Genomic DNA, 23172 nt, shown 5'->3' with positions numbered 1-23172 from the left:
TCACACGCCGGTGAGAGCCTCGGGCTCCTCCTCCGCCGCCACGTTCTTCTGCACGGCGAACTGCGTCCGGTGCAGCTCCTCGTACCGGCCTCCCTGCGCCAGCAGTTCGTCGTGCGAGCCCCGCTCCACGATCGTGCCGTCCTCGACCACGAGGATCAGGTCCGCACTGCGGATCGTCGAGAGCCGGTGCGCGATCACCATCGCGGTGCGCCCCTCGAGGGCCTCGCTGAGGGCAGCCTGCACTGCCGCCTCCGACGTCGAGTCGAGAGCCGCCGTCGCCTCGTCGAGGATGACGACGCGCGGTTGGGCGAGGAGCAGGCGGGCGATGGTCATACGCTGGCGCTCACCGCCGGACAGCCGGTAGCCGCGCTCCCCCACCATGGTGTCCAGCTGGTCGGGCAGGGATCGGATGAGCGGTTCGAGGCGGGCGCGGCGGACGGCGTCCCACACCTCGCCCTCCGTGGCTTCGGGGCGTGCCAGGCGGAGGTTGGACAGGATGGTCTCGTGGAAGAGGTGCCCGTCCTGCGTCACCATGCCGAGCGTGTGCCGCATGGACGCGAAGGTCACGTCCCGCACGTCCGTGCCGCCGAGCCGCACGGCACCGCTGTCGACGTCGTACAGGCGGGACAGGAGCTGCGCGATGGTCGACTTCCCGGCTCCCGAGGTGCCCACGAGCGCGACCGTCTGGCCGGGCTCGATACGGAAGGAGATTCCGTGGAGCACCTCCTCCCCGCCGCGGGTGTCGAGCGTCGAGACCTCCTCGAGCGAGGCCAGCGACACCTTGTCCGCGGACGGGTAGGCGAAGCGGACGTCATCGAACTCGACGGCGACCGGACCGGCGGGCACGCCGACGGCGCCGGGCTTCTCCTGAATCAGCGGCTCGAGGTCGAGGACCTCGAACACGCGCTCGAAGCTGACGATGGCGCTCATGATCTCCACGCGGGCGTTCGCCAGGCTGGTGAGCGGCGCGTAGAGGCGCGTCAGCAGGAGCGCGAGCGTGACGACCTCACCGGTGTCGAGCTGCCCCTGGAGGGCCAGGAAGCCGCCCAGACCGTAGACGAGCGCGAGCGCCAGGGCGGACACCAGCATGAGGGCCGTGAAGAACACGAACTGCAGCATCGCGGTCCGCACGCCGATGTCCCGCACGCGGGCCGCGCGGACGCGGAACTCCTCGGCCTCCTCGTCCGGCCTGCCGAACAGCTTCACCAGCGTGGCGCCGGGGGCGGAGAAGCGCTCCGTCATCTGCGTGCTCATGGCCGAGTTGTGGTCCGCGGCCTCGCGCCGGAGGGCTGCGAGGCGGCTGCCCATGCGACGGGCAGGGACGAGAAAGATGGGCAGCATGACGACGGCGAGCACCGTGACGAGCCAGGACGTGCTCAGCATCACCGCGAGCGTGAGGATCAGCGCCACGAGGTTCGTCACCACACCGGACAGGGTCCCGCTGAACGCCTGCTGCGCGCCGATCACGTCGTTGTTCAGGCGGCTCACGAGGGCACCGGTGCGGGTGCGCGTGAAGAAGGCGATCGGCATCTTCTGCACATGATTGAACACGGCTGTGCGGAGATCCAGGATGACGCCCTCCCCGATCCGCGACGAGTACCAGCGGGTGACGAGGGAGACGGCGGCATCCGCCACGGCGACGATCGCGATGACGACGGCGAGCCACACCACGGTGCGGACCTCACCCTGCGCGACGATGACGTCCACCACCTGCCCGGCGAGCACCGGCGTCGCGACGGCGAGGAACGCCCCGGCGACCGACAGGACGATGAAGATGATCAGCTTCGAGCGGTAGGGTACGGCGAACGTCAGGATGCGGCGGACCGACTCCTTCGAGAATCCGTGCCGGCCGTCCTTCGCCGTGGAGATCTTGTAGAGCGAGCTCCAGGCCGCGCCTTCCATGCTCATAGCCATTCCTTCCAAGGATGCCAGTCCCGGCTCCGGTCCAAGGTTCCTGGACCCCCGCCGCAATACTTCGGAACAATAAGTGCGTGCCCCGGTGTTGACCCCAGTAGTGTTCGACTCCGGTCCCGGCCGGGTGGAGCGGACGTACGTAGGGTTCAAGCCTTCGTCGGTCCCCACCATTCCCTACCGCCGTGATCGCCTCACCAGACCGAAGGAATCCCATGAAGAACCGCCTGTCCGTCCTCGGCGCCGCTGCAGCGCTCACCCTCGCCCTCGCAGGATGCGGCTCGTCGTCGACCCCTGCGTCCGACGGCGGGGCGAGCGAGTCCGCTGCACCCTCCTCGCTGCAGGAGATCCAGGACTCCGGCGTCCTCACCGTCGGGACCGAGGGGACCTACAGGCCCTTCAGCTTCCACGAGGGCGGCAGCGGCGACCTCACGGGGTACGACGTCGAGGTCATCACCGCCGTCGCGGAGAAGATGGGCGTGGAGGCCGAGTTCCAGGAGACCCAGTGGGACGCGATCTTCGCGGGCCTCGAGGCGGGGCGCTTCGACGTCATCGCCAACCAGGTCTCCATCACGGACGAGCGCAAGGAGACCTACGACTTCTCCGAGCCCTACACGGTGAGCTCCGGCGTGATCGTCACGACAGCGGACAACGGCGACATCTCCTCCTTCGACGACCTCGCCGGGAAGACCACCGCGCAGTCCCTGACGAGCAACTGGAACGACCTGGCGAAGGAGAGCGGCGCGAACGTGGAGCCCGTCGAGGGCTGGGCGCAGTCCATCACGCTCCTCGAGCAGGGCCGCGTGGATGCGACCATCAACGACGAGCTGACCTACCTGGACTACCAGAAGACCGACAGCAACGAGAACATCAAGATCGCGGCCACCACGGAGGAGACCTCGGAGAGCGCCGTAGCCGTCCGCAAGGGCAGCACAGAGCTCGTGGACGCGATCAACACCGCCCTCGAGGAGCTGCGTGCCGACGGCACGCTCGCCGAGATCTCGGAGAAGTACTTCGGCTCCGACGTCAGCGAGTGATGCCGGCGCACGGCCCATGGATGCGATCGTCAGCGCGACGCGGAGGGGCTGACTGATGGACTGGGAGCTGCTGCGCACATCCTTCTGGCCCATGCTCTCCGGCGGACTGACGGGCACCATCCCGCTGTCTCTCGCCTCGTTCGTGCTCGGACTGGCCCTGGCCCTCGTCGTCGCCCTCATGCGGATCAGCGGGCAACCCGTCCTCTCGGCGATCGCCCGTTTCTACGTCTCGGTCATCCGCGGCACGCCGCTGCTGGTGCAGCTGTTCGTGATCTTCTACGGCCTGCCGTCCATCGGTCTGACGATCAACCCCTGGCCGAGTGCCATCATCGCCTTCTCGCTGAACGTCGCAGGCTACGCGGCGGAGATCGTGCGCGCGGCGATCCTCTCGGTGCCGAAGGGCCAGTGGGAGGCCGGGCACACCATCGGGATGTCCCGGAGCCTGACCCTGCGGCGGATCATCCTCCCGCAGGCCGCGCGGGTCTCCGTGCCGCCGCTGTCCAACACGTTCATCAGCCTCGTCAAGGACACGTCCCTGGCCTCGCTGATCCTCGTGACGGAGCTGTTCCGCGAAGCCCAGCAGATCGCCTCCTTCTCGCAGGAGTTCCTCCTGCTCTACATGGAGGCCGCAGCCATCTACTGGGTGTTCTGCCTCGTCCTGTCCAGCGGCCAGTCCGCCCTCGAGAAGAGATTGGACCGCTATGTCGCCCACTGATGCCCTGCTGACGGTCACCGGCCTGCAGAAGTCCTTCGGCGGCAACCAGGTGCTGAGGTCCATCGACCTCGACCTGGCGGACGGGCAGGTGACAGCACTCGTAGGACCGTCCGGGTCCGGCAAGACCACCGTGCTGCGGTGCCTCAACGGCCTCGAGACGCCCGACGGCGGCACGGTCGCCTTCCGCGGCGGGCCGTCGGTGGACTTCGGCGCGAAGGTGTCACGGAAGGAGGCACTCTCGCTCCGCGATCGCAGTGCCATGGTCTTCCAGACCTACAACCTCTTCCCGCACATGACGGTGCTCGAGAACATCATCGAGGGTCCGGTCCGGGTGCAGAAGCGTGCCCGCAAGGACGCCGTCTCGGACGCCGAACGGCTGCTGGACCGCGTGGGCCTCGCCGACAAGCGGAACGACCACCCCTTCAACCTGTCCGGCGGACAGCAGCAGCGCGTCGGAATCGTCCGCGCCCTCGCCCTGCAGCCGGACCTGCTGCTCTTCGACGAGCCGACGTCCGCCCTGGATCCAGAGCTGGTGGGTGAGGTGCTGACGGTCATCAAGGAGCTCGCGGAGGAGAAGTGGACCATGGTGATCGTGACGCACGAGCTGGCCTTCGCCCGCGAGGTCGCGGACGAGGTGGTGTTCATGGACGGCGGCGTCGTCGTCGAGCACGGCCATCCCGACCAGGTGCTCCGCAACCCGCGTGAGGAACGGACGCGGCGCTTCGTGCAGCGCCTGCTGAACCCGTTCTAGGGGGCCGAGGCCGGCCTCCCCGTGTCGGGGCCGGCCTCGGCCCCCGCGTCCCAGCCCCACTGAACGACCCTCTGCGTCCTTGTTCGTGCAGCTGCCGCGGCGTCGTGCGCGTCCTTCGCGCTCGGGCTGGATGTGCCACGGCGTGTCGCTCCGCGACACCCTCTTGTCCGGCAGAACCCCGTGCACGAACCCGCATGCCCTCCGCGGTCGGTGCCGACCCGGCTGTCGACGGCGCCCGATCCTTACCGGACCACGGACGAGAACGCAGCCGGGGCCGGACTTCTGGGCGACGACCTGCACGACGCCCTGCTCCCGTTGGGCCGACACAGGCCCGTCGAGCGCGAGCGGCCCGGTCAGGCCGCGATGCGGTCCGGGTGTGAGTAGCAGTTCAGCGACGTCCCGCGGCTGAAGCCCACGAGCGTCAGTCCGGCGTCGTCGGCCAGGTCCGCGGCGAGGGACGACGGCGCACTGACGGCCGCCAGCACCGGGATGCCCGCGAGCTGCGCCTTCTGGACGAGTTCGAAGGAGGCCCGGCCGGAGACCTGCAGGACGGTGCCCCGCAGCGGCAGCATGCCTTCGCGGAGCGCCCAGCCCACCACCTTGTCGACGGCGTTGTGGCGCCCCACGTCCTCGCGCAGGCACAGGAGCTCGCCCTCGGCGGTGAAGAGTCCGGCAGCGTGTACGCCTCCCGTGCGGTCGAACAGCTTCTGGTTCTCCCGCAGGCGGTCGGGCAGGGACGCGAGGATCCCGAGGTCCACCGGCGCGGTGTCCTCGTGCAGGTCGAACCGCGAGGACTTCCGGACCGCGTCGATCGACGCCGTCCCGCAGATGCCGCAGGAACTGGAGGTGTAGACATGGCGTTCCATCGCCGTGTCCGGGAGTTCCACGCCGGGACGCAGCTGCGCTTCGACCACGTTGAAGGTCTGCCGGCCGTCGTCGTCCACGCCCGCGCAGTACCGCAGGCTGGGCAGCTGGCCCGGCTCCCAGACCACGCCCTCGGAGACCAGGAAGCCGGCCACGAGGTCGAAGTCGTCCCCCGGGGTCCGCATGGTGACGGTGAAGGCGCTGCCCCCGAGTCTGATCTCCAGGGGTTCCTCCCCGGCGAGGACATCCTCGCGGCGACCGGTCGGTGCCCCGATGCGGAACTTCGTGATGCGGCGGCGCTGTGTGACCCGGTTCATTCGGCTCTCCTTACCTCGGCCCTATGATGAGGTTAGTTGACCCCAGACACCACATGGTGTGTCGACGACGACACGAGGATGTGCACACGTGGCAACAAAGGCCCCGAAGGACAATATCGACGAGTCCCAGCTGACCGTGGGAGCTCGGAAGACGCGGGCGGTGGGACTTCCCGCCGTCATCAACTCCCTCAAGATCTCGATCGACCAGATGGGTCCGGTGCGCAGTGCGCAGACCCTTCTCGCGGTGAACCAGGTCAAGGGCTTCGACTGCATGGGCTGCGCCTGGCCCGAGGGGGACAAGCGGCACACCGCCGAGTTCTGCGAGAACGGGGCCAAGGCCGTCGCCGAGGAGGCGACGCGCCGCACCGTCCCGCCGTCGTTCTTCGCGGAGCACTCCGTCGAGGACCTCATGACGCGGGACGACTACTGGCTCGGCCAGCAGGGGCGCCTCACGCACCCCATGCTGCTCGACGACGGCGGCACCCACTACCGCGCCGTGTCCTGGGACGAGGCGAACCAGGTCATCGTCGACGAGCTCGCGGCGCTCGACAGCCCGGACGAGGCCGTCTTCTACACTTCCGGACGCACCTCGAACGAGGCTGCCTTCCTGTACCAGCTGATGGTGCGCGGCATCGGCACCAACAACCTGCCCGACTGCTCGAACATGTGCCACGAGTCCTCGGGCTCGGCGCTGAACGAGACGCTCGGTGTCGGCAAGGGCACCGTGTCCCTGCTGGACCTCGACACGGCGCCGCTGATCATCATCGCGGGGCAGAATCCGGGCACCAACCACCCCCGCATGCTCACGTCCCTGGAGAAGGCCAAGAAGAACGGCGGGGCGATCGTCGCGATCAATCCGCTTCCTGAGGCCGGACTGATGCGCTTCGAGAACCCGCAGAACCCCATGGGGCTGCTGGGCACGCGCTTCGGCGGCGGCACGGCCCTGGCGGACGACTTCCTGCAGATCCGCATCGGCGGGGACCAGGCGCTGTTCCGTGGCCTCGGCAAGCACCTCCTCGAGCGCGAGGAGGCGACCGGCACGGTGTTCGACCATGCCTTCATCGCCGAGCACACCCTGGGACTGGAGGACTACCTGGCGAGCCTCCGGGAGACCAGTTGGGAGGAGATCACGACGGCGAGCGGCATCACCAGGGCCGAGATCACGAAGGTCGGCGACCGCATGATCGCCTCCCCCGGCACCATCGTCTGCTGGGCCATGGGCCTGACACAGCACAAGCACTCGGTGTCCACGCTGCGCGACGTCGTCAACGTACTGCTGCTGCAGGGCAACGTCGGCAAGCCCGGAGCCGGGGTCTGCCCGGTCCGCGGCCACTCCAACGTGCAGGGCGACCGCACCATGGGGATCTTCGAGCGCATGCCCGAGGCCTTCCACGACGCCCTCGACAAGCGCTTCCACTTCGCCTCCCCCCGCCGGCACGGCTTCGACACCGTGGCCGCCATCCGGGCGATGCGCGACGGCAAGGCGCGGGTCTTCATGGGCATGGGCGGCAACTTCGTCCGGGCGACGCCGGACACCAACGTCACGGAGCAGGCGCTGCGGAACACGCGGCTCACCGTACAGGTCTCCACCAAGCTGAACCGCTCGCACCTCGTGACCGGCACCCGGGCCCTGATCCTCCCGGCGCTCGGCCGCACGGACCGGGACACGCAGTCGGGTGGCGACCAGCGGGTCACCGTCGAGGACTCCATGAGTGCGGTCCACGCGTCGACGGGCCGCCTGAAGCCGTCGAGTTCCGAGATGCGGTCGGAGATCGCCATCGTCTGCGAGCTTGCTGACCGCCTGTTCGCCCGCGAGGACAGCCCGTTCCGCGACAACGCCCCGCAGCTGGACTGGCGGGCCGCGCAGGCGGACTACAGCGTCATCCGGAAGCACATCAGCGCCGTGGTGCCCGGCTTCGACGACTTCGAGGACCGCATCGACAAGCCCGGTGGCTTCGTGCTGCCGAACGGTCCCCGCGACAGCCGCACCTTCACCACCGCCACGGGCAAGGCCAACTTCACCGCGAACCTGCTGGAGTATCCGAAGGTGCCCGCGGGCAGGCTCGTCCTGCAGACGCTGCGCTCGCACGACCAGTACAACACCACGATCTACGGCAAGGACGACCGCTACCGCGGCATCCACGACGGGCGCCGCGTCGTGTTCCTGAGCCCGCAGGACATCGCGGAGGCCGGGCTCGACGACGGCGACATGGTGCACCTCGTCTCCGAGTGGTCGGACGGCGTGGAGCGGCGCGCGGAGGACTTCCGCGTGGTGGCCTACTCGACGCCGAAGGGGTGCGCGGCGGCGTACTATCCGGAGACGAACGTCCTCGTACCGCTGGACTCGACGGCGGACATCAGCGGGACGCCGACCTCCAAGTCCGTGATCATCAGGGTCGAGAAGGCCGCCTGACGGGCGGGTCGGACCGGGGCGGGCGAGCCCGGTCCGACCGCGTATCGGCCTGACGACCCCGGCCCCGGTTCGGCCTCAGGCCAGCCAGGGCAGGGACAGGGCGGGGACTGCGTCGCCCGCCGAGCACCCCTCCGCGGGAACCACGAGGACGCCGTCGGCCGCGGCGAGTCCGCGCAGCATGCCCGAGCGCTGGTGGGTACTCGGCACCGCGCGGCCACCCTCGAGCCGGTACGGCACGAGGCGGCTCCTGCCCCGCAGGGGTCCGAAGGCGTCGGCGCTGGTCACCGTGACCGGCTCTTGCAGCGGTGAGCCCCGCAGGCCTGCGAGCAACGGCCCGGCCACGGTGAGCATGGCCATCATCGCGGCGAGCGGATTGCCCGGCAGACCCACGAGGAAACGGCCGTCCGGCAGGCGCGCGAGGAGCGTCGGGTGGCCGGGACGCATCGCGATGCCGTCGATGATCAGCTCGGCGCCCAGCTCGGTGAGGGCACGGCGGATGTGGTCCGCGGAGGAGCTCCCGGTCCCACCCGTGGTGATGAGTACGTCCCCGGAAGCACGCGCGAGGGAGAACTCGTCGGTCGCCTCGGCGCTGATGGCGGCGATGACGTCGTCGAGGTCGTCCTTCGCTCGGCCCGCCACGTCGACATGGCCGCCCAGCATCGCGACGAAGCCGGGCAGCTGCGGCCCGAAGGTGTCGCGTACCTGCCCGGCGTGCGGCAGTCCGTGCTCGATCACCTCGTCACCCGTCATGAGCAGGGACACGCGCGGCGCCCTCAGCACCGCGAGGGTGTCATGCCCGCACACCGCGGCGAGGGCGATCTGCGCCGGGTTGAGGACCACCCCTGCGGGGATGGCCTCGGAGCCCTCCTCGGCCTCCTCCCCCGCCGGCCGGACGTGCTCGTGCTGCGAGGGCTCGTCGGCCCGCGCGGCGTCATTGCGGTCCAGGACGTCACCCCGGATGGATCCGTGCTCGGTGCGGAGGATGCCCCTCGCGTTCTGCGGCACCACGCCCCCCGTGAGGATGAAGGTGGCCTCGCCCGGCGCCAGGGACACCTCCCCGGAATCCGCGTGCGGTGCGGGCCTGCCGCGGGGGTGCTCCTCGGGCGGCGCGTGGCTCACGAGCGTCCAGGGGGCGTCGCCGTTCACGGCCCATCCGTCCATGGCGGAGGACGCGTAGTGCGGGATGGCCTGGAGCGCATGGACGGGTTCGGCCAGCGTCTGCCCGAGGGCGTCCGCAAGGGGGATCGTCTGGAAAGGCAGCGGCATCCCCGCACCGTGCGCCAGGCGACGCGCCTCCCTCCAGTCGACGTCGTGTGCTCCGACGGCCTCGCTCATGCGGTCCCGCCGTCCGCAGCCGCATCCGTGCAGAGGGAATCGGCCACCGCCATCGCGGAGCTGATGGCCAGCTGCTCCTCGGCCTGTCCGCTCCCCACGGCCAGGCCTGCTGCGTACCCCACCACGAAGGTCGTCAACGGAGCCGCGGGACGGACCACGCCGTGGGCCGCTTTGCCGGCGAGCTCCAGGACGGCGTCAATGTCGACCCGCGTCCCGTCGATCTCGAACGCGGCGAGCAGCGTCTCCGTCCATTCCTGCAGCAGTCTCTGGCGATCGTCCATCAGCCCTCCGGGCGGTTCAGGGGACCTCGACGCCCAGCGCTCGTGCATCACTCCAGGTGTCGACGTCGTGCGTCGTGCCCGGTGGAACCGGGACCGGTCTGGTCCTCACACTAGCAAGGAGGCTGCGCATCGAGAGATCCTGCGCAGTACCGTGCGCCAGCACGCCGTCGATCGCCGCCGCAAGGTCCGCGCTCCGGTAGAGGGCCGCGAGCGGCTGGTCGCGGCCGCCGTCGAGCGCGACGAGGGAGGACTGCCCGTCCTCTGCCCGTGCCTCGGCCAGCAGGAGCGTGAGGAGGTCCGCCACCCTCGGCATGTCACACGCGACGACGGCGCACCAGGGCGCGTGCGGCGCGCTCCACGAAGTGAAACCGGCCACGAGGCCGGCGGCCGGCCCTGCGAAGGGCGGATCCTCCCGGACGATGGTCGGCGCACCGGCCAGGGCGCCGGGCTCCGCGTCCGGGCCGACGACGACCAGGCGGTCCGCGTCCACCAGCGCCGAGCAGGCGTGCTGGAGCAGGGTCCGGCCGCCCAGGAGCAGTCCCGCCTTCGCCACGCCGCCCAGGCGGGAGGACCTGCCGCCCGCGAGGACGATCGCGTCGAACCGCACGGGAGCGGGCGTCATGCGGCCCGCTGGGACAGGAACTCGTTCCACTGCGGGGCCGGCTTCTCCAGCTCGCGGATCTGCCACTGCGGCCCCCGCGGCGGGAGGGGGACGATCCGCAGGCTCCAGCCGAGACTGGCGAGGGTCTTGTCGCCCTTGGCGTTGTTGCAGGTCAGGCAGCATGCCACGAGGTTCTCCCACGTGTCCTGGCCCCCGCGCGAGCGCGGCATCACGTGGTCTATCGTCGACGCCGGCCGCGCGCAGTAGGCGCAGAGGTGGTTGTCACGGCGGAGGACCCCGCGCCGCGTGGCCGAGACGTCGTAGCGGTACGGGACCTTCACGTACCGGTTGAGGAGGATCACGGAGGGCCGGCCGAGGATCTCCGTGGGGCCCACGATCGGCTCGTCGTCCTCGGCCACCACGCTGGCCTTCCCCGTGAGCACGAGCACCAGCGCCCGGCGGAACGTGACCACCGCCAGTGGTTCATACCCTGCATTCAGAACAAGAGTGCGCATGGCACGTTCCTCTTTGCTGACCTGTTCCCCGCAACCGGGTGCCATCCCGGGGTACGGGAGAAGAGCTTCGGATTGACACTGCAAGGGTAAGCCGGAGACAGGACGGGGACTAATCGGCGCCGAACGGCATGTGACGTGTCGCGAGCTGGTGGTTCCGGCTGTCCTGTGCCGGATACACGGAAGGACCGGCGCGATGCGCCGGTCCTTCCGTCCTGCTCGGTGGGCGATCAGCCGCCGACCCGGATGTACACGCCGCCCGAGCCGAGCTCGGCGGGCGCGATCACCGTGGTGTTTCCGTTGAATCCGCCATGGACGGCCTGACCGCCGCCGATGTACACGGCGATGTGGGCCATGCCCATGCCTCCGTCGGCGTAGTAGATGAGGTCGCCCGGGATGGCCTCGCCGGCACTGACCGTGCGGCCGAGGGAGAGGTACCCGGCCGGCCAGCCGTGGAAGTTGATGCCGGCAGCGGCGAGGGCGTTGCTCGCGAGGCGGGTGCAGTCCTGCATGACGCCGAGCTGGCCCTTCGCTGCGGCCGCGATGGTCGCGGCGACGTCGGAGGACGCTGCAGGGGCCGGGGCGGGGGTCGGTGCCGGGGCGACCACGGGGGCCGGTGCCGCGACAGGTGCCGGGGCCACGGCGGGAGCGGCGACGGCTGCGGCTTGGGGAGCCGGCGCCGGAGCGGCTGCCACGGCGACGGCGGGCGCTGCCACGGCGGCCGGTGCAGCCTCGACGACCGGTGCGGCCTCGACGACGGGGGCGGTGACCTCCTCGACGACGGGAGCAGCGACGACGGGGGCCTTCGGGGCCTTGACGACGGGCTTGGCGTTGACCTTGACCGGCGTCATGTTGAAGGACACGACGGTCGAGGTCGAGGCGACGACGGCCGTGCGGGCCGACGAGACCGAGACGTTGGAGGTGGCTACCTCACGCTGCGGCTGCAGGTCGGCGGCGTTGGCCGCGACACCGCTGGTGAGGACGAGGCCGGAGGCCGCGGCGATGACGGCGGCCTGGCGGCCCATGCCACCGGCGTTGGTGGTGACTGCTTTGGCGAGGGCGGAGAAGCCGGCAGTGGTCTGCGCTTCTGAGCGGTGGCGGGCGATCGTGGTGCGTGAGGTCATGGGGAATTCTCCGTGTGTGGTGTTCAGCGGACGCGGACGAAGCTTGCGCCGGGAAGGTCTGACAGGTTGTGGATGTCGGTGTTCAGTCCGTTGAGGCCACCGCTGATGACCTGGCCGTTGCCGACGTAGATCGCGACGTGGCCGCCGGTGATGACGAGATCGCCTGCGGCGGGCGTGCCGACGACGTCGCCGAACTGGAAGAACTGGCCCGGGGCCAGGTCTCCGACGGACTTGCCGACGGAGCGCAGGGCGGTCTCGACCATGGCGGTGCAGTCCTGCGCGATGCCGATCTGGCCGTAGGCGGAGGCCACGAGTCCGGCGGCGACACCGGATGCGGGGGCGGGCTGCTCCACGGGGGCGGCGGGCGCCGGAGCCGGGGCCGCGGGTGCGGCTACAGGCGCTGCTGCGACCGGGGCGACGACGGCGGCCGGAGCGGCGACGACGGCAACCGGAGCGACGACGGCGGCGACGGGCGCGGCGGCCGGGACCTCCACAGCGGGAACGACCGGCGCTGGTGCCTCGACGGCGGCGACCGGTGCGGGAGCCTCGACGGCGGCGACCGGTGCGGGAGCCTCGACGACCGGGGCTTCCTCGACGGGCTCGGGAGCGGGGGTGACCTCGACGGCGACCCGCTCGAAGCTGACCTTCGCCGTGGCCGGGACCGTGACCTCGGCGGAGACGACGCGACTGACGGTCAGGGCTGTGGAGGACTGGACCTCACGGTCCGCGGTGGTGACGCCGTGGGCCGGCAGGCCCGCCGTGAGGACGAGGCCGGAGGCGGCGACGATGACGGCTGCCTGGCGGCCGACGAAACCGGCGTTGGATGCGACTGCTGTCGACAGGGTGGTCAGCGGGCTGACCGTCTTGGGCGCGCGGTGGCGGCCCAGCGAAGAGCTGGTGGACACGTTGGATTGCCTCTCCCAACGCCTGCGAGGTGAGCTGTCGGATTCGGATGGGAGTCACCCGGCCGCTGCGTGAGCAAGCGACTTAACCCCAAGGATTTCTGTGTAGAAACCCGAAATTGGTTCCCCCGCCTCTGCCATGCGATGGTGCGGACGGACCTCCGGCAATGGCAGAGCTAGGCGATTTGCAGGAGGGTGCCGGATCTAGAGCGAATTTGGCACGAGATGAAGGCTACAACAGAAAGCGCCCTATGTCACGTTCCGGTCACGGAACGGTATGTTCTTGGTGACGGCGACCATCCATGGTCTGCCCGGGCGCGAAGTCTGCGCCGTGCCGGCGCCGCATAGACCCGGGTCGAGCACCGTCAGGGAGCGGCGGTCGAGCCGTCAGGCAGCGGCGGTCGAGCACCGTCAGGCAGCGGCGGTCGAGCACCGTCAGGGAGCGGCGGTCGAGCCGTCAGGCAGCGACGGACACGAAGACGTGCGACGCGACCTCGGGTGGCAGCTCGAGGGCTCCCTCGACGCCCGGGACACGCACGGAGACGTACCCGCCCACGGACTCCAGAGCGAGATCCGCACCGGGGCGCAAGCCGCCCTCGTCGAGCTGGGTGAGGAGTTCGGGATCGACCTGGATGGGCTCGGCGAGACGGACGAGCGTCACGCGCTTGTCCGGTGAGTAGGTACCCATGGCCGAGAGCAGGGTGACGACGCCGTCCGTGAACAGCTCCGACCGCGTGCCACCGATGGCCTCGAGACCGGGGATCGGATTGCCGTACGGCGACTCCGAGGGCTGGCCGAGCAGTTCGTACAGCCGCCGCTCGACACGCTCGCTCATGACGTGCTCCCAGCGGCAGGCCTCGTCATGGACGTACGCCCAGTCGAGGCCGATCACGTCGCTGAGCAGGCGCTCGGCCAGGCGGTGCTTCCGCATCACGCCGGTGGCCCGGTGCCGCCCGAGTTCGGTGAGTTCGAGATGGCGGTCACCGGAGACGACCACGAGGCCATCGCGCTCCATCCGCCCGATGGTCTGGGAGACGGTCGGACCGGAGTGGCGCAGCCGTTCGGCGATCCTCGCACGGAGCGCCACGATGTTCTCCTCCTCGAGCTCGAGAATGGTCCGCAGATACATCTCGGTGGTGTCGATGAGGTCCGTCATGCGGGTCAGCTCCTTGGTGCGGTGCGGGTGCGCGGCTGGAATGCCTCACGCGGGTGGGGCACCGCGGCCGCCACAGCCGGTTCCGCCCCACGCCTCCCAAGGTTAACCCATGCGGCCGCTCCGGTGATTCCCGCAGAGGGGGTCCCCGGCGGGTGCGGCGGGACTCAGGGCACCCGTTCACAAATGGAGGGCCACCCGCCGCTGGGGCAGAATGAGGGCGATACCCACGCCGATCAGCTGGAGCACCCCATGAGCGAAGCGCCCCGCATCCCCGACCACCTCCTGCCCGCCGATGGCCGCTTCGGCGCCGGCCCGTCGAAGGTGCGCAGCGGCCAGATCGATGCGCTCGTCGCCGCCGGACCGTCGCTCCTCGGCACCTCACACCGCCAGGCGCCGGTGCGCGACCTGGTCGGGCGCGTGCGCGAGGGACTGTCCTCCTTCTTCGGCGCCCCGGACGGCTACGAGGTTGTCCTCGGCGTCGGCGGCTCGACGGCGTTCTGGGACGTGGCGACGTTCGGCCTGGTCGACGCGAGGGCACAGCACCTCTCCTTCGGGGAATTCGGGTCGAAGTTCGCCTCGGCCACCACCAGGGCACCGTTCCTGCAGGAATCGAGTGTCATCACGTCCTCGCCGGGCAGCCGTCCCGATCCCGTGGCCGAGGCCGGCGTGGACACCTACGCGTGGCCGCAGAACGAGACCTCCACGGGTGTGGCCGCGCCCGTCCGCCGGGTGGCGGGAGCGGACGACGGTGCGCTCGTGGTCGTCGATGCCACGTCCGCCGCCGGCGGGCTCGACGTCGACGTCTCGCAGGCGGACGTCTACTACTTCGCCCCGCAGAAGAACTTCGCCTCGGACGGCGGACTCTGGCTCGGGCTCTTCTCGCCCGCCGCCCTGGAGCGCGCCGCACGCATCGCGGCGGGCGACCGCTGGGTCCCGGATTTCCTGAATCTGCAGACGGCCATCGACAACTCGCGGCTGAACCAGACGTACAACACGCCGTCCCTCTCGACCCTCGTGACGCTCGACTCCCAGGTGGCCTGGCTGAACGGCCAGGGCGGCCTGCCCTTCGCCGCGGCCCGCACCGCGGACTCGGCCGGCCGGCTCTACGCCTGGGCGGAGGCCTCCCCGATCGCCGAGCCCTATGTCGCCCGGGCCGAGGACCGCTCGAACGTCATCGTGACCGTGGACTTCGACGACGCGGTCGACGCGTCGCGGATCGCCGCGATCCTCCGCGCCAACGGCGTCGTCGACGTCGAGCCCTACCGGAAGCTGGGCCGGAACCAGCTGCGCATCGCCACCTTCGTCTCGATCGAGCCCGACGACGTCTCCGCCCTGATCGCCTGCATCGACCACGTCGTGGAGCACCTCCTCTAGACCGGCGGTGCCGCCGTTCCAGCAGCTGCAGGACGGCGCCTGCAGGACGGCGGCAGGGACCTTCCGCCTACGGGGAGGGGTCCGCAGCGCCCGCCTCGTGGTCGAGGCGCAGGCGCCGCGGCGCCGAGCGGTCGTACCGCAACCGCACCTCGTGGTACCGCCACGCCCAGTAGATGCCGACCGCGGCGGCGAGCAGGCCGGATGCAGCGGCCACGCCGAGGCTCCAGCGGGGTCCGAACGTGTCGGACACCCAGCCGACGACGGGCGCGCCGAGGGGCGTGCCACCGAGGAAGATCGCGAAGTACAGGGCCATGACGCGCCCCCGCATGCCGGGGTCCGTGGTCGTCTGGACATAGGCGTTGGCACTGGTCATCAGGGTCAGCGCGAATAGTCCCACCGGCACCAGGGCCAGCCCGAAGAGCCAGAGATTCGGGGCCAGCGCCGCCAGTACGCAGGCCAGGCCGAAGGCCGCAGAGGCCCCGAAGACGAACCTGAGCCGCGGCCGTTCCCGCCGGGCGGAGAGCAGGGCGCCGGCCACCGAACCGACGGCCATCACCGACGAGAGGACCCCGAAGACACCGGCGTCCTGCCCGAATTCGGTCCTCGCCATCGCCGCGATGAACACGGCGAAATTGAGCCCGAAGGTGCCGACGATGAAGATCGCCAGCATCACGATCATCAGGTCCGGGCGGTGCCGCACGTAGCGGAACCCCTCGCGGATCCGGCCCTTGCCGGGCGCCTGCCGTGGCTGGCTGTTGAGCTCGGAGGCCCGCATCACCAGGAGGACGTAGACCATCGCGCCGAACGTCAGGGCGTTGATCATGAAGACCCAGCCCGGTCCGACCCCCGCCGTGAGCAGCCCGGCGACGGCGGGACCGATGAGGCGGGCGCCGTTGAAGGATGCGCTGTTGAGGGCGACGGCGTTCGGGAGGTAGTCGTCACGCACCAGGTCCGAGACGAACGCCTGCCGTGCCGGGGCGTCGAAGGCGGAGACGACGCCGAGTGCCAGCGCGAACGCATACACGTGCCAGAGGACGGCGACGTCGAGGAGGACCATGAGGCCGAGTCCGATGCCGAGCAGCGCCATGGCGATCTGCGTGGTGGCGAGGAGCTTCCTGCGGTCGACGGTATCGGCGATCAGTCCGGCCCACGGCGCGATGACGAGCTGCGGCCCCAGCTGGAGGGCCATCACGATCCCGAGCGCCGAGGCGTTCTGGGGTGTGAGGATGTCGTAGACCAGCCAGTCCTGGGCGGTCCGCTGCATCCAGGTACCGATGTTGGAGATCAGCGCGCCGATGAACCAGAGCCTGTAGTTGTGGATGCCGAGCGAGCGGAAGGTGCTCATGCTCCTTCCTTCCCGCCCCGGCGACCCACGGCGGTCACTCGTCGTCGGGCTGTCCCGTGGAGGCGGCAGATCCGTCCTCCGTGGCCGGGGGTTCTCCGGCTGCGGCGTCGGTCGGTGCGGGTCCGGCCTCGGGAACGGCGTCGTCGTCGTCCCCGCGCTGGGCCGACGGAGCGGGACCCGATGCATCTGTGACCCCGCCCATCGAGTCCTCCGCTGCCTCGTCCGTCCCTGCCACGCCCGCCTGCGGTGCCGCAGCGGGAGCTGCTCCGTCCGGCAGGCCGGCGTCATCCGTCGCGGAGTCCTCCGGACGCACCCGCTCGGACCAGGGCAGCCACTCGGGCGCCAGGAGCGACGCCGCGGACGGCAGCAGTCCCACCTCGCACACGGTGACGTCCTTGCTCCTCGCGACGCGTGCCACGCTCGCGTACCACTGCCACCCGCCGTATCCCGGCAGGAACGCCTCGAAGCGGTGCGTCACGAGGCGCTCGCCCTCGATCACGGCGGATACGTGCCGGCCGATCTGGGACTCCGGGGCCACCTCGAGCACAGCCGCGCGAGCACGCTCGACCGCGGCCTCGAGCACGGCGTCAGACTTCGGGATGCGGCGAGAGGCACGCGGCTTCCTGGGCGCCTCCGCGAGCACCTCGACGACGGCGTCGCCGTCGTCGAGCATCGTGGTGTCGCCGGCCGGGGCGTCGCCGCCGGCGGTGTCCGGGTTGGTCGTGGTCATGGTCGAAGCCTACGCGTCGAGGTCGTCGGCCACCGCTCGGAGAACCGCGGCCACCTTCGTCGCGTGGGCCTTCTCCGGGTAGCGCCCCTTGCGGAGTCCGTTGGACACGGCGTCGAGCAGCTTGATGAGGTCCTCGGTGATGACCGCCATGTCGTCCGCGCTCTTGCGGGTCGCCTTCACGACCGACGGCGCCTGCTCCAGGATCCGCGCGGAGAGCGCCTGCAGTCCGCGGCGGCCGTCGGCGACGCCGAACTCGAGCTTGGTGCCGACCTTCACCTCGCTGACGCCGGCCGGCAGGGCCGAGGCGTGCAGGAACACTTCCTTGCCGTCGTCCGTGGCCACGAAACCGAAGCCCTTGTCCACGTCGAACCACTTGACTTTGCCGATGGGCACGTCGTCTACCTCTTCTTAACTGAACCGGGCGGCCAGCGCCTGCGGTGGTGGTCCCGGGTCCGTGCACCGCCTGGTGCCGGGGCGGGCTGCCGCCTCCGGGGAAGTCTGTGTCTCCTAGGATATAGCTTCCCCGGCAGCTCCCCGGCCGTGGTTCTTGTAGTCTTGGACGGCTATGATCCCTGACGAACCAGCCCCGGATGCCCCCTCGCGGCGGTCGGTCGGCGCCCCTGCCGAGCGCGACGGCGAGGTTCCCGGCGGACCCGCAGGTCGTGGCCGGCTGGTCCTCTCCGTGGCCGCAGTCGCCTGCGCCGTGATCGGCCTGATCGCGCTCGCGGCGATCCTCCTCACCGCCCTCCTGGGCGGAACGGTGTGGCCCGGCTTCGTCCTGGCGTCCTACTTCTGCCTGCCCATCGCGTTCCTCCTCATGGCTGCCCTCGTGGTGCTGTCCGCCCTGGCGCGACGCCGGTCCTGACACCGGTGTGGGCACGGGTCCCGGCGCCGGTCCCGGTCTCCGCGCACGCATCGGGCCTGCTCCCCCGGCCCGGCTCTGTCGGAGGCGCCGGGTAGCCTTGGAGGGATGTCCGCAATCCGAGCACTGGCCGATCAGCTGGCCCGCCGGAGCGATGACGACCTGCGCCGACTGCTCACGCTCCGGCCCGACCTCATCCTTCCCGCGGTGCCCGATTTCGCCGCGCTCGCGGCTCGGGCCTCCACGCGTGCCAGCCTGCAGCGTGCCCTGGACAACGTCAACCGGCCGGAGCTGCAGGTCCTGGAGACCGTCACGGTCCTCAGCGAGGACGACGGCGGCGCCGTCGACCGCGCCCGCCTGGCCGCTGCGCTGCCCGGCTCCGACGGCGACGTGCTGAAGGTCATCCTGTCCAGGCTGGTGGAACGCGCCCTCCTGGCCGTGGCTCCCGAGGGCGGGCTGCTCCCGGTGGGTGCCCTGGCGGACGCCCTCGGTCCATACCCGGCAGGGCTCGGGCGCCCGTTCCGCACCCTCGCCCGTACCGTCCCCCGTTTCGGTCCGGCGCTCGTCGATGCCGTGCCGTTGCTCGCACCCGGGTCCTCGAGCGAGGCCCTGACGTCAGCCGCCGCGGCACGGATCATCGACAGCATCACGTCGCAGCCCGCGGCCTGGCAGGATGTCCTCGCCGGCGCACCCGAAGGAGCCTCGGCGCTGCTGGCCAGGTTGCGGGACGCACCCGTGGGTTCGACGGCGACCGACACCGCCTCCAACGGCGGGGTCACGCCGGCCGTGCGGTGGCTGCTGGATCGCTGCCTCCTCGCGCCCCTGGACGCGCTGCACGTCGAGCTGCCGCGCGGCGTGGGGATCGCCCTGCGGGGCCACACCGTCTTCACCGCGCTCGACGTCGCACCACCCCTCGAGATCGAGCGCACCACGCGGCCGGCGCTGCGGGACAACGCCTCCTTCGGGGCCATCGCCGAGACGCTCCGGCTCATGACCGCGCTCCTCGGTTCGGTGGCGGCCGCCCCCGTCACCACCCTGCGGTCCGGCGGGGTCGGCGTCCGCGAACTGCGCCGGGTGCGGGAGGCCCTGCGCGTGAGCGAGGCCGACGCCGCGTGGCTGCTGGAACTCGCCGCCGCCGTCGGTCTCCTGACCCTGGACCCGGACGACTCGAGATGGAAGGCGTCACGGCTCGACGCGTGGGAGGCGCTCGGACGGGACGCGCAGTGGCTCCTGCTGGTCGAGGGGTGGCTCGCCGTCGACCGTGCACCGGCGCTCGTCGGATCACGTCTGCCGGACGGAACGGGTATCAACACGCTCGCCGCCGAGGCGTCGCGGCCCGACGCACCCATGGTGCGCCAGCGATTGCTGTCCGTGGCCACCGAGCTGTCGCCGGCGGGCGGCGCGGAACCGTCCGGTCCCCAGCTGCCCGTGCTCACGGACCAGGCCGTCATCGCCCTCGCGACCTGGCACCAGCCCCGCCTGCAGCGTCGGTTCACCCGCCTTCTCCCCGGCATGCTCGCCGAGGCGCAATCGCTCGGCCTCACCGGCGGCGGCGCACTCACGGACGCCGGTCGGCTCGTCGCGGAGGGTCGGCTCGAGGAGGCCGCCCGTTCCGTGCGCGAGGCCCTGCCCACCCCTGTCTCCCACGTGGTCCTGCAGGCCGACCTCACCGCGGTCGCGCCCGGCTACCTGGAGCCCGACGTCGCGCGAGGGCTCCTGCGGATGTCCACCCCGGAGGGTCAGGGGCCGGCCACCACCTACCGCTTCTCCGCCGACTCCATCCGCGGAGCACTCGACGCCGGTGAGGACGCACCCTCCATCCTCGCCTTCCTCGCCCTGCACTCGGCCACCGAGATCCCGCAGGCGCTGACCTACCTCGTCGAGGACACCGCATCCCGGTACGGGAGCCTCCGGGTCGGGCGTGCCGGCAGCTACGTGAGGACCGAGGACGACGCCGTCGCGGCCACTGTCCTCGCCGATCCGCGCGCCGCGGTGCTGGGGGTCGTGCAGATCGCCCCGACAGTGCTGGTCTCGGCCGCGTCACCGCAGGAACTGGTCGCACTCCTGCGTGATCTCGGGTTCTCCCCCGCCACGGATGCCACCGGCTCCGTGCCCACCACCTCCGCGCGTACCGATACCGACCGGGAGCCCGGCCAGTACCGTATGCCACCGGAGCAGCTGCGTTCGCGACTCAACCCCTGGTCGGTCGCCGAGGAGGAGGTCGCAGCTCAGCTGGCGACGCTCCGTTCGGCCCGGCCGGGATCCGCGGACCACCCCGCGGCGTCGGACAGCGAGACGCTGCTCGGCCTGGAGACGCTGCGGGCCGCCATCAGGTCCCGCAGCCGTATCCGGCTCGGCACGGCGGACAGCGAGGGGAACCACGTGCGCCAGATCCTCGTTCCCCTCTCCGTCTCGGGAGGCCGCCTGCGCGTGTTCGATCCCGAGAACCAGGTGGAGAAAGTCGTATCCGTACACCGCGTCATGGACGTGGAGATCCTCGAAGGGAGCCCATCCGATGGTTGACGGCCCGCTGATCGTCCAGAGCGACAAGACCATCCTGCTCGAGGTGGACCACGAGCAGGCCACCGAGGCGCGCCATGCGATCGCTGCCTTCGCGGAACTGGAGCGCGCGCCCGAGCACGTGCACAGCTACCGCCTCACCCCGCTCGGCCTGTGGAACGCCCGGGCTGCCGGACTCGATGCCGAACGCGTGCTCGACACCCTCCTGAAGTACTCACGTTTCCCGGTCCCCCATGCCCTCCTCATCGACATCGAGGACACGATGTCCCGGTACGGCCGCCTGCGCCTCGAGAAGGACCCCCAGCACGGACTGGTCCTGCGCACCACGGACTACCCCGTCCTCGAGGAGGTGCTGCATGCGAAGAAGATCCAGCCGCTGCTCGGCCCGCGCATCGACGGCGAGACCGTCGTCGTGCACTCCTCCCAGCGTGGCCAGCTGAAGCAGTTGCTGCTCAAGCTGGGCTGGCCGGCCGAGGACTTCGCAGGCTATGTCGACGGCACACCGCACCCGATCGTCCTTGCCGAGGACGGCTGGACGCTCCGCCCCTACCAGAAGCTCGCGGTCGAGAACTTCTGGGCGGGCGGGTCGGGCGTCGTCGTCCTGCCGTGCGGTGCCGGCAAGACCCTCGTCGGCGCCGCCGCGATGGCCACGAGCCAGACCACCACCCTGATCCTGGTCACCAACACCGTCTCCGCGCGGCAGTGGAAGGACGAGCTGCTCAAGCGGACGTCCCTGACGGAGGAGGAGATCGGCGAGTACTCGGGCGCCGTCAAGGAGGTGCGACCGGTCACGATCGCCACCTACCAGGTGCTCACGACGAAGCGGGGCGGGCTGTACCCGCATCTCGAGCTCCTCGACGCCAATGACTGGGGGCTGATCGTGTACGACGAGGTCCACCTCCTGCCCGCACCGATCTTCAAGATGACGGCGGACCTGCAGGCCCGCCGCAGGCTGGGCCTCACGGCGACGCTCGTACGCGAGGACGGCCGGGAGGGGGAGGTCTTCTCGCTCATCGGGCCGAAGCGCTACGACGCACCGTGGAAGGACATCGAGGCCCAGGGCTACATCGCACCCGCCGACTGCGTCGAGGTCCGGGTCGACCTGCCGCGCGACGAGCGCGTCGCGTACGCGATGGCGGAGGACGGCGACAAGTACAGGCTGTGCGCGACGTCGGACACGAAGTCCGACGTCGTGGAGCGCCTCGTCGCCGCGCACGAGGGTGAGCAGCTGCTCGTGATCGGGCAGTACATCGACCAGCTGGACGACCTCGGCGCACGCCTCGACGCGCCCGTCATCAAGGGCGAGACCACCGTCAGGGAGCGGCAGCGGTTGTTCGACGCCTTCCGGTCCGGGGAGATCCATGTGCTCGTCGTGTCCAAGGTCGCGAACTTCTCCATCGACCTCCCCGAGGCGTCGGTCGCCATCCAGGTCTCGGGGTCCTTCGGCTCCCGGCAGGAGGAGGCCCAGCGGCTCGGGCGGCTCCTGCGGCCGAAGGCGGACGGCCGTGCGGCACGGTTCTACACCGTCGTCGCCCGCGACACCCTCGACCAGGATTTCGCCGCGAAGCGCCAGCGCTTCCTGGCGGAGCAGGGTTATGCCTACCGCATCCTCGATGCGGCGTCGATCGGTGACACCAAGCCCAGTGAGTGAGCAGGTTGTTCGCAGGATGGGTCCAGACAACTCACAGGGAACCTGCGGATACTGTGTGCGTGAAGAAAACTGGCCCCGAAGCGAAACTGCTGGTCGTCGACGACGAACCGAACATCCGCGAACTCCTCTCGACCTCCCTGCGGTTCGCGGGTTTCGAGGTCGTCGCCGCCGGTAATGGTCGCGATGCCCTCGCCGCCGCCGAACTGCACAACCCGGACCTCGCCGTCCTCGACGTCATGCTGCCGGACATGGACGGCTTCACCGTCACCCGGCGCCTGCGCGCCGCCGGCCGGCATTTCCCCGTCGTCTTCCTGACGGCGCGCGACGACACCGAGGACAAGGTCACCGGACTGACGGTCGGCGGCGACGACTACGTGACCAAGCCCTTCAGCCTGGACGAGGTCGTCGCGCGCATCCGCGCCGTCCTGCGCCGCACGCATCCCCTCGAGGACGACGACGCCGTGATCCGCGTCGACGACCTCGAACTCGACGACGACGCGCACGAGGTCAGGCGCGGGGGCGAGGTCATCGACCTCTCCCCCACCGAGTTCAAGCTGCTGCGCTACCTCATGATGAACCCGAACCGCGTCCTGTCGAAGGCGCAGATCCTCGACCACGTCTGGGAGTACGACTTCAACGGCGACGCCTCGATCGTCGAGTCCTACATCTCCTACCTGCGTCGCAAGATCGACAGGAACCCGGACGCCGTCGCCCTGATCCAGACCAAGCGGGGCGTGGGCTACCTGCTCCGCACCGCCGACAAGCGGTAGC

Annotated in this window: 21 protein-coding genes and 1 riboswitch; of the genes, 9 read left to right on the top strand and 12 right to left on the bottom strand. The window is 70.6% G+C overall.

Features of this window, described 5'->3' with window-relative positions; translation table 11 throughout:
• Positions 1–1908: an ABC transporter ATP-binding protein gene (locus tag FNH21_RS14760; protein WP_152816836.1), complete on the bottom strand. Its 1908-nt coding sequence runs from the start codon at positions 1906–1908 to the stop codon at positions 1–3.
• 218 nt (positions 1909–2126) lie between these two features.
• Between FNH21_RS14760 and FNH21_RS14755 the strand changes: the two genes are divergently transcribed.
• From FNH21_RS14755 to FNH21_RS14745, 3 genes are read left to right on the top strand one after another with little or no spacing between them, the layout of a single operon-like run.
• The gene (locus FNH21_RS14755) at positions 2127–2948 is read left to right on the top strand and encodes an amino acid ABC transporter substrate-binding protein (RefSeq protein WP_152816835.1); all 822 of its coding nucleotides are present in this window, start codon (positions 2127–2129) and stop codon (positions 2946–2948) included.
• A gap of 55 nt (positions 2949–3003) precedes the next feature.
• Positions 3004–3663, top strand: a complete 660-nt coding sequence (locus tag FNH21_RS14750; protein ID WP_152816834.1) for an amino acid ABC transporter permease — start codon at positions 3004–3006, stop codon at positions 3661–3663.
• On the top strand, positions 3650–4414 hold the full coding sequence (locus FNH21_RS14745; protein ID WP_152816833.1) for an amino acid ABC transporter ATP-binding protein: 765 nt from the start codon (positions 3650–3652) through the stop codon (positions 4412–4414). The genes FNH21_RS14750 and FNH21_RS14745 overlap by 14 nt, the downstream gene beginning before the upstream one ends.
• A 353-nt stretch (positions 4415–4767) precedes the next feature.
• Here the strand turns inward: FNH21_RS14745 and fdhD are convergent, their stop codons facing one another.
• The gene (gene fdhD, locus FNH21_RS14740) at positions 4768–5595 is read right to left on the bottom strand and encodes a formate dehydrogenase accessory sulfurtransferase FdhD (RefSeq protein WP_152816832.1); all 828 of its coding nucleotides are present in this window, start codon (positions 5593–5595) and stop codon (positions 4768–4770) included.
• A gap of 88 nt (positions 5596–5683) precedes the next feature.
• On the opposite strand from fdhD, the gene FNH21_RS14735 reads away from it, so the two are divergent.
• Positions 5684–8008 (top strand): FdhF/YdeP family oxidoreductase, encoded by a 2325-nt coding sequence (locus tag FNH21_RS14735; protein WP_191932027.1) that lies wholly within the window; start codon positions 5684–5686, stop codon positions 8006–8008.
• Positions 8009–8083: 75 nt separating this feature from the next.
• Here FNH21_RS14735 and FNH21_RS14730 read toward each other — a convergent pair whose 3' ends face one another.
• The 7 genes from FNH21_RS14730 to FNH21_RS14700 form a co-directional block, all read right to left on the bottom strand.
• Positions 8084–9343 carry a molybdopterin molybdotransferase MoeA gene (locus FNH21_RS14730; RefSeq protein ID WP_152816831.1) on the bottom strand — a complete coding sequence of 420 codons (1260 nt, stop codon included), beginning with the start codon at positions 9341–9343 and terminating at the stop codon, positions 8084–8086.
• Positions 9340–9624, bottom strand: coding sequence for a DUF6457 domain-containing protein (locus FNH21_RS14725; protein ID WP_152816830.1), 285 nt, complete (start codon positions 9622–9624; stop codon positions 9340–9342). Before FNH21_RS14725 ends, FNH21_RS14730 begins: the two co-directional genes overlap by 4 nt.
• 16 nt (positions 9625–9640) lie before the next feature.
• Positions 9641–10246, bottom strand: coding sequence for a molybdenum cofactor guanylyltransferase (gene mobA, locus FNH21_RS14720; RefSeq protein ID WP_152816829.1), 606 nt, complete (start codon positions 10244–10246; stop codon positions 9641–9643).
• Entirely contained in the window at positions 10243–10740 is a 498-nt protein-coding gene (locus FNH21_RS14715; protein ID WP_152816828.1) for an HNH endonuclease, read from the bottom strand. The genes mobA and FNH21_RS14715 overlap by 4 nt, the downstream gene beginning before the upstream one ends.
• Positions 10741–10967: 227 nt before the next feature.
• Entirely contained in the window at positions 10968–11861 is an 894-nt protein-coding gene (locus tag FNH21_RS14710; protein ID WP_152816827.1) for an NlpC/P60 family protein, read from the bottom strand.
• 23 nt (positions 11862–11884) lie between these two features.
• A complete protein-coding gene (locus tag FNH21_RS14705; RefSeq protein ID WP_338403302.1) occupies positions 11885–12766 on the bottom strand; it encodes an NlpC/P60 family protein in 882 nt (293 codons plus the stop codon).
• A gap of 5 nt (positions 12767–12771) precedes the next feature.
• Positions 12772–12940, bottom strand: a riboswitch (cyclic di-AMP (ydaO/yuaA leader).
• A 280-nt stretch (positions 12941–13220) separates the two neighbouring features.
• A complete protein-coding gene (locus FNH21_RS14700; RefSeq protein WP_152816826.1) occupies positions 13221–13919 on the bottom strand; it encodes an iron-dependent transcriptional repressor DtxR in 699 nt (232 codons plus the stop codon).
• Positions 13920–14168: 249 nt separating this feature from the next.
• Between FNH21_RS14700 and serC the strand changes: the two genes are divergently transcribed.
• Entirely contained in the window at positions 14169–15293 is a 1125-nt protein-coding gene (gene serC, locus FNH21_RS14695; protein ID WP_152816825.1) for a phosphoserine transaminase, read from the top strand.
• Between the two features lie 67 nt (positions 15294–15360).
• On the opposite strand, the gene FNH21_RS14690 is transcribed toward serC, so the two are convergent.
• Genes FNH21_RS14690 through FNH21_RS14680 form a run of 3 tightly spaced genes read right to left on the bottom strand, consistent with a single transcriptional unit; the run spans position 15361 to position 17761 of the window.
• On the bottom strand, positions 15361–16638 hold the full coding sequence (locus FNH21_RS14690) for an MFS transporter (protein WP_152816824.1): 1278 nt from the start codon (positions 16636–16638) through the stop codon (positions 15361–15363).
• A gap of 34 nt (positions 16639–16672) precedes the next feature.
• Positions 16673–17368, bottom strand: a complete 696-nt coding sequence (locus FNH21_RS14685) for a DUF3027 domain-containing protein (protein WP_241743290.1) — start codon at positions 17366–17368, stop codon at positions 16673–16675.
• Between the two features lie 9 nt (positions 17369–17377).
• Positions 17378–17761 (bottom strand): cold-shock protein, encoded by a 384-nt coding sequence (locus tag FNH21_RS14680; RefSeq protein WP_055769517.1) that lies wholly within the window; start codon positions 17759–17761, stop codon positions 17378–17380.
• A gap of 172 nt (positions 17762–17933) precedes the next feature.
• Between FNH21_RS14680 and FNH21_RS14675 the strand changes: the two genes are divergently transcribed.
• From FNH21_RS14675 to FNH21_RS14660, 4 genes are all read left to right on the top strand, one after another.
• Positions 17934–18233, top strand: a complete 300-nt coding sequence (locus FNH21_RS14675; protein ID WP_152816823.1) for a hypothetical protein — start codon at positions 17934–17936, stop codon at positions 18231–18233.
• 105 nt (positions 18234–18338) lie between these two features.
• A complete protein-coding gene (locus FNH21_RS14670) occupies positions 18339–20753 on the top strand; it encodes a helicase-associated domain-containing protein (RefSeq protein ID WP_152816822.1) in 2415 nt (804 codons plus the stop codon).
• Positions 20746–22401, top strand: coding sequence for a DNA repair helicase XPB (locus FNH21_RS14665; protein ID WP_152816821.1), 1656 nt, complete (start codon positions 20746–20748; stop codon positions 22399–22401). The genes FNH21_RS14670 and FNH21_RS14665 overlap by 8 nt, the downstream gene beginning before the upstream one ends.
• Before the next feature lie 59 nt (positions 22402–22460).
• On the top strand, positions 22461–23171 hold the full coding sequence (locus FNH21_RS14660; protein WP_055769509.1) for a response regulator transcription factor: 711 nt from the start codon (positions 22461–22463) through the stop codon (positions 23169–23171).
• Position 23172 lies beyond the last annotated feature (1 nt).

This window comes from Arthrobacter bussei (genome assembly GCF_009377195.2).
GTDB classification, from domain to species: domain Bacteria; phylum Actinomycetota; class Actinomycetes; order Actinomycetales; family Micrococcaceae; genus Arthrobacter_D; species Arthrobacter_D bussei.
The sequence above is the reverse complement of the archived record's forward strand: the minus strand, read 5'-3'. Positions and strand labels throughout refer to the sequence as shown.

Excerpts from the sequence above, each read along its gene's own strand:
- FNH21_RS14760 (WP_152816836.1), bottom strand. The coding sequence starts at position 1,908 with ATGAGCATGGAAGGCGCGGCCTGGAGCTCGCTCTACAAGATCTCCACG.
- FNH21_RS14755 (WP_152816835.1), top strand. The coding sequence starts at position 2,127 with ATGAAGAACCGCCTGTCCGTCCTCGGCGCCGCTGCAGCGCTCACCCTC.
- FNH21_RS14750 (WP_152816834.1), top strand. The coding sequence starts at position 3,004 with ATGGACTGGGAGCTGCTGCGCACATCCTTCTGGCCCATGCTCTCCGGC.
- FNH21_RS14745 (WP_152816833.1), top strand. The coding sequence starts at position 3,650 with ATGTCGCCCACTGATGCCCTGCTGACGGTCACCGGCCTGCAGAAGTCC.
- fdhD (WP_152816832.1), bottom strand. The coding sequence starts at position 5,595 with ATGAACCGGGTCACACAGCGCCGCCGCATCACGAAGTTCCGCATCGGG.
- FNH21_RS14730 (WP_152816831.1), bottom strand. The coding sequence starts at position 9,343 with ATGAGCGAGGCCGTCGGAGCACACGACGTCGACTGGAGGGAGGCGCGT.
- FNH21_RS14725 (WP_152816830.1), bottom strand. The coding sequence starts at position 9,624 with ATGGACGATCGCCAGAGACTGCTGCAGGAATGGACGGAGACGCTGCTC.
- mobA (WP_152816829.1), bottom strand. The coding sequence starts at position 10,246 with ATGACGCCCGCTCCCGTGCGGTTCGACGCGATCGTCCTCGCGGGCGGC.
- FNH21_RS14715 (WP_152816828.1), bottom strand. The coding sequence starts at position 10,740 with ATGCGCACTCTTGTTCTGAATGCAGGGTATGAACCACTGGCGGTGGTC.
- FNH21_RS14710 (WP_152816827.1), bottom strand. The coding sequence starts at position 11,861 with ATGACCTCACGCACCACGATCGCCCGCCACCGCTCAGAAGCGCAGACC.
- FNH21_RS14700 (WP_152816826.1), bottom strand. The coding sequence starts at position 13,919 with ATGACGGACCTCATCGACACCACCGAGATGTATCTGCGGACCATTCTC.
- serC (WP_152816825.1), top strand. The coding sequence starts at position 14,169 with ATGAGCGAAGCGCCCCGCATCCCCGACCACCTCCTGCCCGCCGATGGC.
- FNH21_RS14690 (WP_152816824.1), bottom strand. The coding sequence starts at position 16,638 with ATGAGCACCTTCCGCTCGCTCGGCATCCACAACTACAGGCTCTGGTTC.
- FNH21_RS14685 (WP_241743290.1), bottom strand. The coding sequence starts at position 17,368 with ATGACCACGACCAACCCGGACACCGCCGGCGGCGACGCCCCGGCCGGC.
- FNH21_RS14675 (WP_152816823.1), top strand. The coding sequence starts at position 17,934 with ATGATCCCTGACGAACCAGCCCCGGATGCCCCCTCGCGGCGGTCGGTC.
- FNH21_RS14670 (WP_152816822.1), top strand. The coding sequence starts at position 18,339 with ATGTCCGCAATCCGAGCACTGGCCGATCAGCTGGCCCGCCGGAGCGAT.
- FNH21_RS14665 (WP_152816821.1), top strand. The coding sequence starts at position 20,746 with ATGGTTGACGGCCCGCTGATCGTCCAGAGCGACAAGACCATCCTGCTC.